Consider the following 13,864-nt stretch of genomic DNA (forward strand, 5'->3'; position numbering starts at 1 on the left):
TTGTGTTCAGAAGTCCTTGGAACCCTGATATCCAGAAAGACGGGCAAGCTCAGGAAGTTTTTTCACGCCAGAATCGAGCTCGCCGTTGATCTCCCACGTGGGGAATCCTTCAATCCCCTTGCTTTGACACAGCTTGGCTTCATTGTTTTGACCTGTTGGGGCGCACTCAACAACCTTGAGGGTTTTGGCAGCTTCCTGACCGAACATCTCCTTCTGTTCATGGCAATGAGGGCACCAATAGGCGCTATACATCACCGCTCCAGAAGCCGTGAGGTGTTCGGCAAGAGAGATTTTTGCTGGGTTGCTTTCAGTGAGCACCGGCGGAGGTGCTCCTGGGCCTGTAGCTACAGCATCCGGACGTGCAGGATCGAGAACTGAAGCCCAAATCAGGCCACCAAGCAACACGGCCAGCGCGAGAAGGAAACCCCGAAACAGAAGTTGAGAGGGGTCGTCCCACCCTCCTCCGGCCAATGACAACACCAACAAGGTGAGGGAGAGAACCGCCGAGAGAACGCAGAAAAAGCAGAAGGCCTGGATCTTGATCACCATCAGACCCACGAGCACCAGGCTGAACACAGCCATGACAAGTGAGACCGTGAACAAGCCCCACCAGGTGCGACGGGACAAATCAGCTTTGTTCTCTGACAAACCTGGGAGCAAGGGCACAACCGCCATGACCAGAACGGCTAGATAGGCAATCAAGCCTGAAAAGGAGAGGGGAATGCTGAAGCCATCCCCTTGAAACAACGTGCCCCAAGGACTATTCAGGACCTTGTCACAACCACCCGCACCCATCGGACAGGTGAGATCCCCAAGCACTCCCCAAAATTTGAGAGTGATCGAGCCCGTATCGATGACGCCGACCGTGGCCAAAACGGCCATGACAATCCGAACCCATTTCGAGCCTTGGTCCTGCCGGCGTCGGCTGGTGAGACGCTGAGTTGCCATTAAGGCCGATCAATTACCCATGATTTTGGCAGCAAAGCGTGAGCAATTCAGCGTTTACGCATGGGTGTTATACGTTCATCCGCTTCTAAACTGAGGGATTGCAGGGTCATGCCATGGCCGTGGACGCCAAAACAGGCAACAGCCTCTCGGAACGGCCAACAGTGGCCTTCGCCCATCTGGGCTGCGAAAAAAATCGCGTGGATACAGAGCACATGCTCGGACTTCTCGCGGAAGCCGGCTATGGGGTGAGCAGCGATGAAAACGATGCCAACCTTGTGGTGGTGAACACCTGCAGCTTCATTCAAGACGCCCGCGAAGAATCAGTAAGAACCCTCGTGGGACTTGCAGAGCAAGGCAAGGAGCTGATCATTGCTGGATGCCTGGCCCAGCATTTTCAGGACGAGCTTCTGGAGTCGATACCAGAGGCAAAAGCGATCGTGGGCACCGGCGACTATCAACACATCGTGGAGGTGCTGCAGCAGGTAGAAGCGGGCGAACGAGTGAATCGTGTGAGTCAAACGCCAACCTTTGTGGCCGACGAAAACCTGCCCCGCTACCGCACCACAGGTGAAGCCGTTGCCTATTTAAAAGTTGCTGAAGGCTGCGACTACCGCTGCGCGTTTTGCATCATTCCCCATCTCCGCGGAAATCAACGCTCAAGAACGATCGAATCGATCGTGGCTGAAGCCCATCAGTTGGCAGAACAAGGGGTTCAGGAATTGATCCTGATCAGCCAGATCACCACCAATTACGGCCTAGACCTCTATGGCAAGCCCCGTCTCGCCGATCTCCTTAAGGCACTCGGCGACGTGGAAATCCCCTGGATTCGCGTGCACTACGCCTACCCCACGGGACTTACCCCTGCCGTTCTTGCGGCCTACCGAGATGTTCCCAATGTGCTGCCCTATCTCGATTTACCGCTTCAGCACAGCCATCCTGAGGTTTTGCGAGCCATGAATCGGCCATGGCAAGCGGATGTCAATGAGCGATTGCTCGATCAGATTCGTGAACAACTACCGAATGCGATCCTTCGCACCACATTGATTGTGGGATTCCCCGGCGAAACAGAGGATCAATTCGAACATCTGGCCGGTTTCTTAGAACGTCAACGCTTTGATCACGTTGGGATTTTCACCTTCTCACCAGAAGATGGCACGGCTGCAGCAACTCTCCCTGATTCAGTGCCAGACGAGATTGCCATCGCGCGCAAGGACAAGTTGATGACTTTGCAACAGCCCATTTCCGCGGCTCGCAATGCCTCCTGGATTGGCAAAACCGTGGATGTCTTAGTTGAGCAACACAATCCCTCCACCGGAGAAATGATTGGCCGATGCTCCCGATTCGCGCCAGAAGTGGACGGAGAAGTGCTGGTGCAACCCGGGGACAACGGACTGCAAGTGAATCCGGGAACCATGGTGCCCGTTCAGATCACAGGAGCAGACATCTACGACCTCTCCGGGCATGTGGTCAGTGCTGCTCACATGGTCGCCGCCGCTCGCGCTGCGACGTGAACAGAAGCCCCAGCTGGCATGAACGTCAACGCACAATTTTTCTTATTGCCTCGGGGGTAAGCACCGCTGGTTCTTTCGCAGGTCTCACCGCCAAAGGCTGGATCTTGATGAGCGGCACCGACAACGCCATGTTGCTCGCCCTGCATTTTGCTGCGCTCTCTCTCCCGACCCTGGTCGTGAGTGGCCCTGCTGGTGTTCGGACCGATCGAATTGGCTGCGAGCAGGTACTGATTCAGGCGCAGTGGGCACTCCTTGGGGCAGGGCTCCTTGCAGCCCTATCGATTCCTCTTTTGGACGGCACAGCCCAGGTTGCAGTGCTGCTCGCCAGCACTCTGCTGATGGGGATTGCCGGTGCCTACGAACTCACTGCCCGTAATAAATACTGCGCGCTGCTTGTGGACGATCCACGAACATTGGCGCCCTATCTCGCCAGTTTTTCAGTTGTATTCAATGTTGGGAAATTAGTCGGTCCTCCCCTGGGGGGATGGCTTGTGGCATTAACAGGACCCGCTACGGCCCTGAGCCTTGATGCCCTCACCTATCTTTTGCCAATTGCCAGCGTGATCTGGCTGCTGAAGCCAAACAAATCCATTGAACAACTAAGCAGCACGAGAGATTCCGCCACTCTCAACTCAGCTTGGAAAGAATGCGGACCCGTTTTGCGGCATGTGCTGAAGTTCACAGCCTTGATTTGCATGGTTGGGTTCTTCCACCCAGGTCTGGCACCCCTGATTGCCGCCGACACACTCGGGCCAACCCCTCAAGACCTTGGTCTGTTCACAAGTGTGCTGGCTGCTGGAAGCATCACCGGTGGGATCGTTTTGCAACGCAATAGCCACAAATTCAGCAGCCGTCCTGGCCTCACGCTGGGTTGTTTCGCCTTGATTACAGCCGTCGCTCAACTTGGGATGGCTAGCAGCCGATTTATTCCCATCGTGCTGCTGATGGTTTGGCTCATCGGCGCGGGAACAGCTGGCCTTCTCAGTAGCGCCAATCTGATCACGCAGGTTGGCTCGAAGCAGGTGCTGAGAGGCCGAATGGCCGGGTTGAGCCAAATCGCTTTTTTGGGTGGTGGAGGCTTAAGTGGTCTGATCGCAGCTCAGCTCACGATCACCTTTGGACTCCAAGCAACATTTGCGATTGCAGGAGGGATCGGCCTGATTCTCTCCCTAGGGGAGATCTGGCGTCGCGGTGGAATGCCGATGAACGAGGTCAAATCAGCTTGATACTGCGCAGAAGAGTGCTGAAGGCAAAAGCTGCAACCAAACCGGCACCCACAAGACCTAAATAAATAACGACGCCCATAACAGACACAGATTGCAGCAACCATTAGATCAGAAACCCTGCCGAGTTGCGTACAAACACGCTTAAGCTTGTGCGCATCGAAATCTTCGGATTGACAACCGGTCTGCATTGAGGGTCGGCCGGCTTCCACGAACGCTTAGCTCTCCAGTTACGAACATGCGCACTCTTTTCATCTACCCCGTATTCCCCAAGACATTCTGGAGTTACGAAAAAATTCTGGAACTAGTCAACCGAAAGGTACTGCTGCCGCCCTTAGGCCTGGTTACGGTTGCAGCCTTACTTCCCCAGGAATGGGAGATGAAGTTGGTGGATCGCAACGTGCGCGATGTGACCGATGCCGAATGGAATTGGGCAGAGCTGGTGGTGATCTCAGGAATGATCGTCCAGAAGGACGACATGAAACAGCAGATCAATGAAGCAAGGCGCCGCGGCATTCCTGTGGCTGTGGGAGGCCCCTACGCCAGTTCCACCCCTGATGCGCCGGAAATTGCGGACGCCGACTTCAAGATCTTGGATGAGGGAGAAATCACCCTACCTCTGTTTATCGAAGCCATCCAAAGGGGTGATAGCAGCGGTCGATTTAGCGCAGAAGGAGAAAAACCAGATGTGACCTCCACTCCAATCCCTCGCTTTGACCTGCTGCAGCTCGAAGCTTATGACTCAATGAGCGTGCAGTTCTCTCGAGGATGTCCATTTAATTGCGAATTTTGCGACATCATCGTTCTCTACGGCCGCAAACCACGCACAAAAACACCTGAGCAGTTGATTGCTGAATTGCAATCTCTTTATGACCTCGGATGGAGACGTTCGATCTTTCTGGTGGATGACAATTTCATCGGCAATAAGCGCAACGCGAAGCTTTTGCTTCCGGAAATCAAAGCCTGGCAAGAACATCGAGGCTACCCATTTAGTTTTGCCACTGAGGCCTCAGTTGACCTAGCCGATGACGATGAAATGATGCGAATGATGCACGAAGCTCGTTTTGAAAGCGTGTTTCTGGGTATCGAAACTCCAGACGAAGCCAGTTTGGAAGTTGCGAGAAAAGTTCAAAACACTCGCAATCCCCTTGACGCCGCTGTTGACAGGATTACGGCCAATGGCATTCGGGTTATGGCCGGATTCATCATTGGCTTTGATGGAGAAAAGGATGGTGCCGGTCTCCGGATCGTTGATTTCGTGACCCGTACAGGCATCCCTGCAGCAATGATGGGAATGCTTCAAGCTCTTCCCCAGACAGCCCTATGGCATCGCCTTGAGAAAGAAGGTCGCCTGATTCAAGACGAATCGGCCGCCAAAGGAGTGAATCAAACTAATTTGCTTAATTTCAAACCAACCCGGCCCATTCGTGACATCGCCAACGAATATGTTGAAGCATTTTGCACACTCTATGAACCCAATGCCTATATGGATCGGGTTTATTCCTATTACTTAAAAATGGGAGCTCCACGCTGGAAAGGCACCAGCAAATTACCAACTTGGACTGATATCAAAGCACTTTCAATCGTAATCTGGCGCCAAGGCATCAAACGCGACACGCGCGGACGCTTCTGGCGCTATCTCTTTGGAATGGCACGCCAGAATCCAGCCATGCTTGAACAGTTCATCGTTGTGCTTGCACACAATGAACACTTCATGGAGTACAGAGCAATTGTGCAAAAGGAAATCCGCGAGCAGCTGGAATCACTGCCACCGGAGGAACCCAGCAATTCACGCGAGCTTCAGCCTGTTTAGAGCATTAATCCTGAACGTAAGGGCTTCCGTCCTTCAAGCACTGTTCAGCCTTTTGAAGCTCCCGGCCTAAATACAACGCATGATCCAAACGGCTAAGGAAATAGTTCTCCTCTCCTTCGCTTAAGGCAATGCCCACTTCTTTTGCTGTGCGCCCACGCAACACGGCAGATGGTTTTCTAGGGCCACCTTGGCGGCAAGCAATCACTTTCCCGGAATCGGGATCTCGAGCCAGGCCTCGTTCATCAATCGTGTTGCCGTAGTGCTCAACGACCAACTCAGCCGCAGCAGCGTCCACTCGAATCAAGAAATAACCCAGCGGATCCAGAGCTATAAATCGCTGCGACAACTGATCATCAAGCTGAACACACGCGTTTGGGTCAATGACGGTGTTGATCTGGTTCAATCTGGCTGAGATGCTCTTCTCAACTTACATAGCAAGAGAGGGAGCCTCTTTTCGAAAAGGGAGTTCCGCATTGATCGCTTCAATCTCCTCCAGCATCAGTGGATTGACCTTGCCTAGCCAGCCACGTATCAGCCCATCCATTTGAGGCTCATACCAGCGATGGAGGCTGGTTTGAGGCCGAGCCACAAACCCACGTCGTCGTTTATGACTCCCTCCTGCACCTGGGTCAAAACTCTTCAATCCTTGCTTCAGCGCCCATTCAATCGGGGCGTAATAACAAACCTCAAAATGCAAACAATCAATCTCTTCATGACTGCCCCAATAACGGCCCCAGAGCGACGCATCATCATGAACACAGAGTGACATCGCAACTGGTTCACGCGGGTTACCACGATGGGCACTAAAAAGAACAATCCGCTCCCGTAATGAGTTCGTCGCTAAAGCATCGAAAAACGACGCCTCGAGATACTTACTACCCCACATCCCCCAACGAGCGCAGTGCTGTTCATAGAACCTATGCATGCATTGCATCAACGCAGGGTCAAGGTCTTCACCACAAAGAGGCGTAATTTCAAGTCCTGCCTCACGAACCGCCTTCCGCTCTCGTTTGATATTGCGCCGCTGATTAGCATTAAATCCTGCTAAATAGTCGCTGAAATCGGACTGATCATCTGATGTCCAGAGACTCTGCTGATTCAACCAAGAGGCACAACCTGCCGCTTCTGCCAAAGGGCGCCAGAGCGGGTCGACATAGAGAAAATTGCAACTAAGGATGCCATTATTCTGCGCAAAAGCATCAATCAACTCCATCATGAGTTGAGTCAATGCTGCAAGATCTTCATCCGCAGCCACATGAAAACGATAGCCCTGTACCGGGCTTACCGGGCTCATCCCAATCAACTTTGGGTAATAACGAAGACCAAGATCACCAGCGAGCCGAGCGAACGCTTGATCAAATACAAATTCCCCGTAGCTGTGGCCCTTGAGATACAGCGGAGCAACCGCACAAAGATGGTCCTCTCCGCGCCACAGGGATAGATGCAGCGGCTGCCATCCCTGATCGGGGGCAATGCTTCCAGAATCCTCAAGAGCAGCGAGCCAATTCCAGCGATAGAAGGGAATGGCTTCAGGACCAAGCAGTTGCTCCCACTGCTGTTCGGGAATCTCTCGAATCGAGCGATGCCATCGAGCCTTCAGGGATGCCATAAACGGCGAAGACAGCGGCGAAGGTGAAGACCCTAACCAGTGAGAGCTAACAGAGTCACACTGAACACAAGCCAGATCTGTCCAGCCTGCTGTGAACCGTTCGACTCCAAACAAAACGCAGGTGGCATTCACACTCTTGGCGCTCAGCTTGATGCTCAGTGGAGGCGCTGTCCAAGCAGGGCTCCTGCAGCCATTGCTGCAACTGATGCGTCCAAAACTTGAGAGACAGCTTGCTGATCAATGTCAACAACTCGCGAAACAAGCCCTAAAGGGCGCTGATCTCAACCTTGAACCACTGAGCAGCATGGGAGAGCAGCCTTGTCAGGCGATAGCCAAACCGGTCGGTGAATGTCTTATTCGTGAAACCAGTCGCAGTGGAAGAGAACTGGGTGTCATCAGCGAATTGTTGTCTGGCCGTATTGGAGATGACGCCGAAGTTGTGATCAAGCGCTGTCTGGCATCGCTGCTGGGACTTCAAGCAACAGACCTACAGGATGTCCCCCTGAGCGAGATTTTTCAGCGACTGCGTCGATAACGAACCACAAGCTCATTCCCGCTCAGTCGATCAGCCGATACCAACGTCCAAGCATCGGGCTGCGATAGCGCTGTTGGCATTCTGAATCCGTCGCTCGGAATCCAGCTGAAGCGACCACCCAGCAGGCATGGGCTCATGGTCAACTGCAGCTCATCCACCTGATCGGCTTCCAGTAGTGATCCGCAAAGACCAGCGCCTCCAAGAAGGACAAAGCGCTGAAAACCCAATGCAGCAAGCTCAACCAAGGTGCTTCCCCAAGAGGGTTGCAAGCGATGAGTAGAGAAAAAACCCTCTGCTGACATCCGATCTGGGGTCAAGAGATGACGCTCAAGCGCTTGGTGGAAAAACGGCCATTCCTGACAAAAGTCGGGATGGCGGCTCACAACAAAAGCCGCTGGCTGCAAGAGCCTGCCGTCTTGCTTTCGCTGAGCCAACAGCTGTGGATCATGAATCAAACAGGTGCAGCGATGGGCTCGCAGTGTTCCTGCACCGATCAACACAGCATCAGACCAAGCCAAAGCTTGCTCAAGCACCCGCCGATCACCGGCACCGCCTAGTTGAGCAGCACCACCTGAGGAAGGTGCAAGCCGTCCATCCAGGCTGACAGCAAGCACTAGACGAACCAATGGTCGCTGCACGTCGAAGTGGGCTCAGCCGTTCACGACGGCATGCATTGCTTCAGGCATTGCATTCAGCGCCGGAGCCTCGGCATAGACCTCTGCAGCGTTATTGGGGCTTTCCTGAAGTCGAACCTTATGAAGCTGCGCTCCAATGGCGCGCACGGGAGTGGTCAGTCGATCAACGATATGAAGGGCAATGTTCTCAGCGGTAGGGACACAATCGGCGAAATGGGCGACGTCCTTATTCAGGAAAGTGTGATCAAAAGGCTCAACGACCAGATCGCTCACGAGACGTTGAAGCGCTGCTAAATCGCAAACCATCCCAGTACGTGGATCAATGCTTCCGCGAACCGTTACGTCGACTAGATAATTGTGGCCATGGCCATGGGGTCTGGCGCATTTGCCGTAGATCAGCTCATTTTCTTCCTGGCTTAGCTCTGGTCTTGCCAGGCGGTGCGCAGCAGCGAAGTGAGTGCGGATGGTGAGATAGGCGTCCATGGTTTGTCCGAGGTAGTCGGCCCACAGGCCAGATGATTCATAAAGGCGCAGCGCCACAAGCGGGAGCTGATTGGCCAACCGAGACCAAATAATTCGAACAAGAGCTTCGGTGGTTGGCAGGCAACCCTCCGAACTGGAGACATCGAATTCTGGCCAAGCCTCATTGAGGAAGCGGAAGTCGAGTTGTTCAGTCACCTCCGAACGAATCGCATGCTTCACCTCAGAGAGATTCAGCACCATGCCGTTGGCGTCAAGACCACCGGCCATGGACACGATCAATTCGTAGTTGTGTCCATGGCCAGGGGCCATTGCACAAGATCCAAAGCGGGCAGCATTGTCATCAGCACTTAATTCCGGCAACCAGTAACGGTGACTGGAGCTGAAACAGGCTCGGCGGGTGATGACACAGCCACGACCTTGGCCGTGCGGTGCCGTCGTGATGGCATCAGTCATGACGTGGTCTGACCAGCGATCATCCTAGTGAGTTCACCCACCTGCCGAATGATGGCTGACGGCGCGACCACGACACCACACCCTTTGAAGGCCCGTCTGGGCGGACGCAACCTTTATCTGATCGGAATGATGGGCAGTGGCAAAAGCAGCACAGGGCGCCCTTTAGCCCAACGACTGGGCTATGGCTTCGTTGACGCCGATGGAGTCGTGGAAGCGCTGGCTGGCCGCCCCATTCCCCAAATCTTTGAAACAGACGGTGAGCAAGGGTTCCGAACCCTTGAAAGCCAGGTGCTGCAAGCAATTGGCCAACGCCATTCGCTCGTGGTTGCAACCGGTGGTGGGGTGATCACGCAACCAGAAAACTGGGGTGTTCTGCATCAAGGGATCGTGATCTGGCTTGCCCCTGAACGGGACCAACTGCTGGCGCGTCTCCTTGTGGATCCAGGGGAAAGGCCATTGCTTCAGGAGCATGATCCTGCCGCTGCTCTCGACGCGATCCTTGAAGCTCGTACCCCTCTTTATGCCGAGGCGGATTTACGGATCACGGTGGGCGACGAGACGGTGAACGCTGTGACAGAGCAGATTCTTGAGGCCATTCCTGGCATCCTCAAACCCCATGAGCTCATGTTCCAGGCTCCAAACGCACCGCAAACCACTGAAGATTGAGCCCAGGCGCCAGTTCGAGATCGCACGCCGTATCCAACAGCCTTTCTGCGGCAGCAGCAGCAGACCCAAAATCACGCAAATCACTGGGTAGCACTGACATATTTTCCAGCTGCTCCGTCAGCCATGTCAGGGTGTCGTCGGAGCTGAGCAGTCGTTCTGGCTTGCCAGGCTCGAGTACCACGTAGTGATCACAAGCACGAATGAGGGGATCGGACATGACTCGGCCACTGCTGGCACTGATCATGGCCGTGCTTCTACTCGTTGGGCCCTCAAAACCAGCCTTAGCGGACAACACCCAAAACAGCCAGCAACTCGAAGCCCGCCTTGAGGCATGGCCAGCTTGGCCGGATCCAGCTCCTCTGCCGCGGCCACGCGCCAACCAGGACCTGGTGTACCCGGATTGGTTTGAAGGGCTTTGGGAGGTGGAAAGCCTTGATCTTTTAGCGAACGGCAAGGTGGACGAAAGCTTGCCCCCATTGCAGCATTTGGCCCAGTTTCAGCTCAATCAGCACAACGATGTGGTGGGAAATCGACCGTTTAATGCCAAAGCCGTTGGACAAGCGCTTTTAGGCAAGCAACTGCTCAGCGTGGAGCAAGCCCCTCATCAGGTGAACCGTCAGCTCGCTCGACTGAGCAACGATCGACTACTGGAAACGACCGTGATCGGGAGGGAAAAAACCTCGATCGACACCTCAGTCTTTCTGAGTGATGAGCTTGTTCTTCAGGTCATGCATGGGGCAAGAGCACCAAGGCTCAGCAGAATTGAAACCCTGAGTCGCTATCAACCATGTCCAGACCTTCCAACCGCTGAAAACATCAGCCGAATCTGTGTGGAGCAATGGCAACAGACCTATCCAGCCCCCGGGGAAGCCAGCGAATCTTTTGTGCAACGAGCAAGCCGCTACAAGCTCACGCTCACACGGCTGCAGGATCCTGCTTGAACACACGAGCCTCCAGTCGATCGCGCCACTCAAACAAAGGCTGAAGGCGAGGATGATCACTGAGCCCGGCAACGCCTCGACCAGCCAATTGGGACCCTGATGAAGCGGGAAAGCGCAACAGGGAGAGCTGCGCCGCTACTGCCAAATCCGCAAGGCTGAGGGAATCGCCAACCAAGACGCTGTCTGGAGTCAGGCCATCAGCAATCGCGATCAGGTTGTGGAGCATGGCGGAACGCTCCTCCTGGCCAAACAGCTCATTCACCCCACTCAGCCAACCCGTCGGCACTCCGGTCATCACCTGCCTAATTGGGCCAGGTACGTCATCAGGCAAGAGGGCCGCACGCAAATCAGGATCATCCACCGCCGCTTGAAGCAGAGCCGCGCGGACGGATCCGGCAAGCGTTGTATCAGCCCAGTCTTCAATCAAATGAATCTGGGCCACAGATCGAGGGTCCTTCGGGAAGAGCGGTGGTTCGGGCTGCAGCTCATCCAAATAACGACAGATCGCGCTGGAATCTGCCACCACCGTGTCGCCATCCACGAGCACCGGAACTTGTCTTTGCCCTGACAAACGGAACACGGCGAGTTGCCCGATTCCAGGTGTGACCTCCACTTCTCGAAAGCTCAAACCCTTGGCATGCAATGCCATCCTCACCTTGAGGCAGAAGGCGGAATGACGGAATTGATGCAGCTCCAGCATGACCGTCTTTGCCCTAAGCCGGCAGAGTAGCTATCAGATTCATATCCCTGCCAGGACCATGCGCGAGTTTTTCGTCAATGTGACGCGTTACCCGCGCTATCTCATTGCCTTCGGTCTTGGAGTCCTCAACTCCGTTGCGAAGCCCCTGCTTCAGCGGCTCAGCAATCCCGTCACTGCCGTTGCTCTGATTGGGGCTTTGATTAGTGGATTGATCACCCTTGGGCTGGTGCTCCGTGCCATGGTGACTACTACAGCACCACTGAGCTGACGATGGCCCAGGGACGTCGAGTTGAGCGAGTAGCCGCCTTAATCCGCAAGGAAACCAGCGAGCTGCTCATCCATGGGATCCGTGACGAACGAGTTCATCAGGGGATGGTGAGCATCACCGAGGTGGAGGTCAGCGGCGACCTTCAACATTGTCGAATTTTCGTGAGTGTCTTCGGCGAACAAGCGCAAAAAGACGAGGTCATGGATGGCCTTGAGGCTGCAAGAGGGTTCCTACGTGGGGAGCTGGGCCGTCGGTTGCAAATGCGCCGAGCCCCTGAAATCGTCTTCAAGCTCGATCTTGGGATTGAGAAAGGCACCACAGTGCTCCATTTGCTTGGGGAACTCGAACGGGAGCGGGATGAACGGGGAGATGTAACGGAAGGGACCGAACTCCCGGACAATCCATGAATGCGGACGAGCTTCGTCAGGCCGTCGCACGATTGTTGGTGGTGCGCGCCAGCGGTCATGCCACAGACCGGCAAAGGCGATACCCGCGCTGGGAGCTAAGCAATCACGAGCTAGAGCAGCTGTTAAGAGCTGGGGTCGGGGGGGTGATCCTTCTCGGAGGAACATCAACAGAATTGCAACAGCGCTGCCGCACATTTCAACGCTGGGCTGGGCAACCAATCCTGTTATGCGCTGACGTTGAAGAAGGCGTTGGCCAACGCTTTGAGGGGGCCAGTTGGCTCGTACCACCGATGGCGCTCGGACGGCTCCATCGGAAAGATCCGAAACAGGCCTTGCAGCTTGCGGAACAATACGGACGTTGTTGCGGCAATCAGGCGAAGCGCTGCGGGCTGAATTGGGTGCTGGCTCCGGTTTGCGATGTGAACAGCAACCCCAATAACCCGGTCATCAACGTGCGGGCCTGGGGAGAAGATCCACACACCGTGGGGGAGTTAACAGGAGCCTTTCAGCGTGGATTGGCCGCTACAGGTGTCTTGGGCTGCGCCAAGCATTTCCCTGGCCATGGCGACACCGCCACCGACTCCCACCTGGAACTTCCTCTGCTGCCACACAGTCGCGAACGCTTAAACAGCCTTGAACTTCAACCATTTCGCACCCTGATCCAGGAGGGAGTCAGCAGTGTGATGACAGCCCATCTATTAATTCCAACGTTGGATGCACAGTGGCCCGCCACTCTCTCCGCCAAGGTGCTCACCACACTTTTAAGGGTTGATCTTGGCTTCAAGGGCCTTGTTGTCACCGATGCCTTGGTGATGGAGGCGATTGCGGCACGCTACGGGGCAGGAGAAGCCGCAGTGCTGGCATTCGCCGCAGGTGCTGACCTGATCTTGATGCCGGCCGATGCAGTGAAGGCCATCGACGCCCTCTGTGATGCGCTGTGTTCGGGCCGTGTGCCCATGGCCAGGCTGCATGACTCCCTAGATCGCCGCCAGGCTGCCTTGCAGTCCATCCCGCTGATGCTGGATTCGAGCGACAACGACCAGACGATCGAAACAACAGAGGAAAGAGCTTTCACTTTGGAGCTCGTGACAAAGACGCTGGAGATCTCCAACTGTTTAAACGCGAACGGTTCAATCCAGGACGAAGCATCAACCCAAGCCACGCCCATTAATGGCATCAATTTGATCCGAGTCGATGGTGTTCTTCCCTGCCCGGTTCTTCCCGCCAATGCCCCTGCAATCCTTCTTCCCAAGGCCCTCGGATTCCACTCTGTACTGAGTCATCCCCTTGGCATTTCTCCGTGGGCGGATCCCGCAGACCCTTTGGCCCCGCTGGCGCTCGATCGCCTCGGGAACGGACCGCTGCTGCTGCAATTATTTGTGCGTGGCAATCCATTTCAAGCCAACCGCAGCATGCGGGAGCCCTGGACTGATGCCATCAAACAACTGATTGACTTGAACCGACTATTTGGCTTGGTGGTCTATGGAAGCCCCTACGTCTGGGAGGCCCTGAATGCACTGCTGCCGAGGTCAATTCCAGCGGCTTACAGCCCGGGGCAAATGCCTGACGCGCAGCAACAGTTGCTTCAGCGTGTCTTGATTCCTGATCCATCTTCAGCTCCATCAACGATGGGCATCAATGAATTCACCGACTGAACGGGCCTAGCCTCAGC

At 55.0% G+C, this 13,864-nt stretch carries 16 protein-coding genes; 9 read left to right on the top strand and 7 right to left on the bottom strand.

Going from position 1 to position 13,864, the window contains the following annotated elements; all coding sequences use genetic code 11:
- Nucleotides 1-6 precede the first annotated feature (6 nt).
- Nucleotides 7-948 (bottom strand): vitamin K epoxide reductase family protein, encoded by a 942-nt coding sequence (locus SYNC_RS11665; protein WP_011620441.1) that lies wholly within the window; start codon nt 946-948, stop codon nt 7-9.
- A 113-nt stretch (nt 949-1,061) separates the two neighbouring features.
- On the opposite strand from SYNC_RS11665, the gene rimO reads away from it, so the two are divergent.
- From rimO to SYNC_RS11685, 3 genes are all read left to right on the top strand, one after another.
- Nucleotides 1,062-2,459 (top strand): 30S ribosomal protein S12 methylthiotransferase RimO, encoded by a 1,398-nt coding sequence (gene rimO, locus SYNC_RS11670; protein ID WP_041426734.1) that lies wholly within the window; start codon nt 1,062-1,064, stop codon nt 2,457-2,459.
- Nucleotides 2,456-3,685, top strand: a complete 1,230-nt coding sequence (locus SYNC_RS11675; RefSeq protein WP_011620443.1) for an MFS transporter — start codon at nt 2,456-2,458, stop codon at nt 3,683-3,685. The genes rimO and SYNC_RS11675 overlap by 4 nt, the downstream gene beginning before the upstream one ends.
- A gap of 235 nt (nt 3,686-3,920) precedes the next feature.
- The gene (locus tag SYNC_RS11685; protein ID WP_041426735.1) at nt 3,921-5,495 is read left to right on the top strand and encodes a B12-binding domain-containing radical SAM protein; all 1,575 of its coding nucleotides are present in this window, start codon (nt 3,921-3,923) and stop codon (nt 5,493-5,495) included.
- A 4-nt stretch (nt 5,496-5,499) separates the two neighbouring features.
- Here SYNC_RS11685 and SYNC_RS11690 read toward each other — a convergent pair whose 3' ends face one another.
- The gene (locus tag SYNC_RS11690; RefSeq protein WP_011620446.1) at nt 5,500-5,898 is read right to left on the bottom strand and encodes a DUF4346 domain-containing protein; all 399 of its coding nucleotides are present in this window, start codon (nt 5,896-5,898) and stop codon (nt 5,500-5,502) included.
- Between the two features lie 24 nt (nt 5,899-5,922).
- Nucleotides 5,923-7,104, bottom strand: a complete 1,182-nt coding sequence (locus SYNC_RS11695) for a GNAT family N-acetyltransferase (RefSeq protein WP_041426737.1) — start codon at nt 7,102-7,104, stop codon at nt 5,923-5,925.
- A 121-nt stretch (nt 7,105-7,225) separates the two neighbouring features.
- Here SYNC_RS11695 and SYNC_RS11700 point away from each other — a divergent pair, with 121 nt between their 5' ends.
- Nucleotides 7,226-7,639 carry a hypothetical protein gene (locus SYNC_RS11700; RefSeq protein ID WP_011620448.1) on the top strand — a complete coding sequence of 138 codons (414 nt, stop codon included), beginning with the start codon at nt 7,226-7,228 and terminating at the stop codon, nt 7,637-7,639.
- Here SYNC_RS11700 and SYNC_RS11705 read toward each other — a convergent pair.
- Both SYNC_RS11705 and SYNC_RS11710 read right to left on the bottom strand, forming a co-directional pair.
- Entirely contained in the window at nt 7,621-8,277 is a 657-nt protein-coding gene (locus SYNC_RS11705; protein ID WP_011620449.1) for a RibD family protein, read from the bottom strand. The two genes, SYNC_RS11700 and SYNC_RS11705, sit on opposite strands and share 19 nt — an antisense overlap.
- Nucleotides 8,278-8,289: 12 nt before the next feature.
- The gene (locus SYNC_RS11710) at nt 8,290-9,210 is read right to left on the bottom strand and encodes a 6-carboxytetrahydropterin synthase (RefSeq protein ID WP_011620450.1); all 921 of its coding nucleotides are present in this window, start codon (nt 9,208-9,210) and stop codon (nt 8,290-8,292) included.
- Nucleotides 9,211-9,261: 51 nt separating this feature from the next.
- On the opposite strand from SYNC_RS11710, the gene SYNC_RS11715 reads away from it, so the two are divergent.
- Nucleotides 9,262-9,876: a shikimate kinase gene (locus tag SYNC_RS11715; protein ID WP_041427120.1), complete on the top strand. Its 615-nt coding sequence runs from the start codon at nt 9,262-9,264 to the stop codon at nt 9,874-9,876.
- Here the strand turns inward: SYNC_RS11715 and SYNC_RS11720 are convergent.
- Nucleotides 9,833-10,093: a chlororespiratory reduction protein 7 gene (locus SYNC_RS11720; RefSeq protein ID WP_041426738.1), complete on the bottom strand. Its 261-nt coding sequence runs from the start codon at nt 10,091-10,093 to the stop codon at nt 9,833-9,835. The genes SYNC_RS11715 and SYNC_RS11720 overlap by 44 nt on opposite strands.
- Here SYNC_RS11720 and SYNC_RS11725 point away from each other — a divergent pair.
- Nucleotides 10,092-10,817, top strand: a complete 726-nt coding sequence (locus SYNC_RS11725; protein WP_041426739.1) for a DUF6816 family protein — start codon at nt 10,092-10,094, stop codon at nt 10,815-10,817. The genes SYNC_RS11720 and SYNC_RS11725 overlap by 2 nt on opposite strands.
- Here the strand turns inward: SYNC_RS11725 and SYNC_RS11730 are convergent.
- Nucleotides 10,792-11,517, bottom strand: a complete 726-nt coding sequence (locus tag SYNC_RS11730) for a glutathione S-transferase family protein (RefSeq protein WP_011620454.1) — start codon at nt 11,515-11,517, stop codon at nt 10,792-10,794. The two genes, SYNC_RS11725 and SYNC_RS11730, sit on opposite strands and share 26 nt — an antisense overlap.
- Nucleotides 11,518-11,575: 58 nt before the next feature.
- Here SYNC_RS11730 and SYNC_RS11735 point away from each other — a divergent pair, with 58 nt between their 5' ends.
- The 3 genes from SYNC_RS11735 to SYNC_RS11745 are packed head-to-tail and all read left to right on the top strand — an operon-like array spanning nt 11,576 to nt 13,847.
- Complete coding sequence (locus SYNC_RS11735; protein WP_041427121.1) at nt 11,576-11,785, top strand: DUF751 family protein; 210 nt, start codon at nt 11,576-11,578, stop codon at nt 11,783-11,785.
- A 2-nt stretch (nt 11,786-11,787) separates the two neighbouring features.
- The gene (rbfA, locus tag SYNC_RS11740; protein WP_011620456.1) at nt 11,788-12,192 is read left to right on the top strand and encodes a 30S ribosome-binding factor RbfA; all 405 of its coding nucleotides are present in this window, start codon (nt 11,788-11,790) and stop codon (nt 12,190-12,192) included.
- Entirely contained in the window at nt 12,189-13,847 is a 1,659-nt protein-coding gene (locus SYNC_RS11745; RefSeq protein ID WP_011620457.1) for a glycoside hydrolase family 3 N-terminal domain-containing protein, read from the top strand. Before rbfA ends, SYNC_RS11745 begins: the two co-directional genes overlap by 4 nt.
- Nucleotides 13,848-13,864: the final 17 nt, after the last annotated feature.

Origin of the sequence: Synechococcus sp. CC9311 (assembly GCF_000014585.1) — a bacterium.
Taxonomy (GTDB): domain Bacteria; phylum Cyanobacteriota; class Cyanobacteriia; order PCC-6307; family Cyanobiaceae; genus Synechococcus_C.

Bases quoted from the DNA above. Each gene is read 5' to 3' on its own strand.
- SYNC_RS11665 (WP_011620441.1), bottom strand. From the start codon at position 948: ATGGCAACTCAGCGTCTCACCAGCCGACGCCGGCAGGACCAAGGCTCG.
- rimO (WP_041426734.1), top strand. From the start codon at position 1,062: ATGGCCGTGGACGCCAAAACAGGCAACAGCCTCTCGGAACGGCCAACA.
- SYNC_RS11685 (WP_041426735.1), top strand. From the start codon at position 3,921: ATGCGCACTCTTTTCATCTACCCCGTATTCCCCAAGACATTCTGGAGT.
- SYNC_RS11695 (WP_041426737.1), bottom strand. From the start codon at position 7,104: ATGGCATCCCTGAAGGCTCGATGGCATCGCTCGATTCGAGAGATTCCC.
- SYNC_RS11710 (WP_011620450.1), bottom strand. From the start codon at position 9,210: ATGACTGATGCCATCACGACGGCACCGCACGGCCAAGGTCGTGGCTGT.
- SYNC_RS11715 (WP_041427120.1), top strand. From the start codon at position 9,262: ATGGCTGACGGCGCGACCACGACACCACACCCTTTGAAGGCCCGTCTG.
- SYNC_RS11725 (WP_041426739.1), top strand. From the start codon at position 10,092: ATGACTCGGCCACTGCTGGCACTGATCATGGCCGTGCTTCTACTCGTT.
- SYNC_RS11720 (WP_041426738.1), bottom strand. From the start codon at position 10,093: ATGTCCGATCCCCTCATTCGTGCTTGTGATCACTACGTGGTACTCGAG.
- SYNC_RS11730 (WP_011620454.1), bottom strand. From the start codon at position 11,517: ATGCTGGAGCTGCATCAATTCCGTCATTCCGCCTTCTGCCTCAAGGTG.
- SYNC_RS11735 (WP_041427121.1), top strand. From the start codon at position 11,576: ATGCGCGAGTTTTTCGTCAATGTGACGCGTTACCCGCGCTATCTCATT.
- rbfA (WP_011620456.1), top strand. From the start codon at position 11,788: ATGGCCCAGGGACGTCGAGTTGAGCGAGTAGCCGCCTTAATCCGCAAG.
- SYNC_RS11745 (WP_011620457.1), top strand. From the start codon at position 12,189: ATGAATGCGGACGAGCTTCGTCAGGCCGTCGCACGATTGTTGGTGGTG.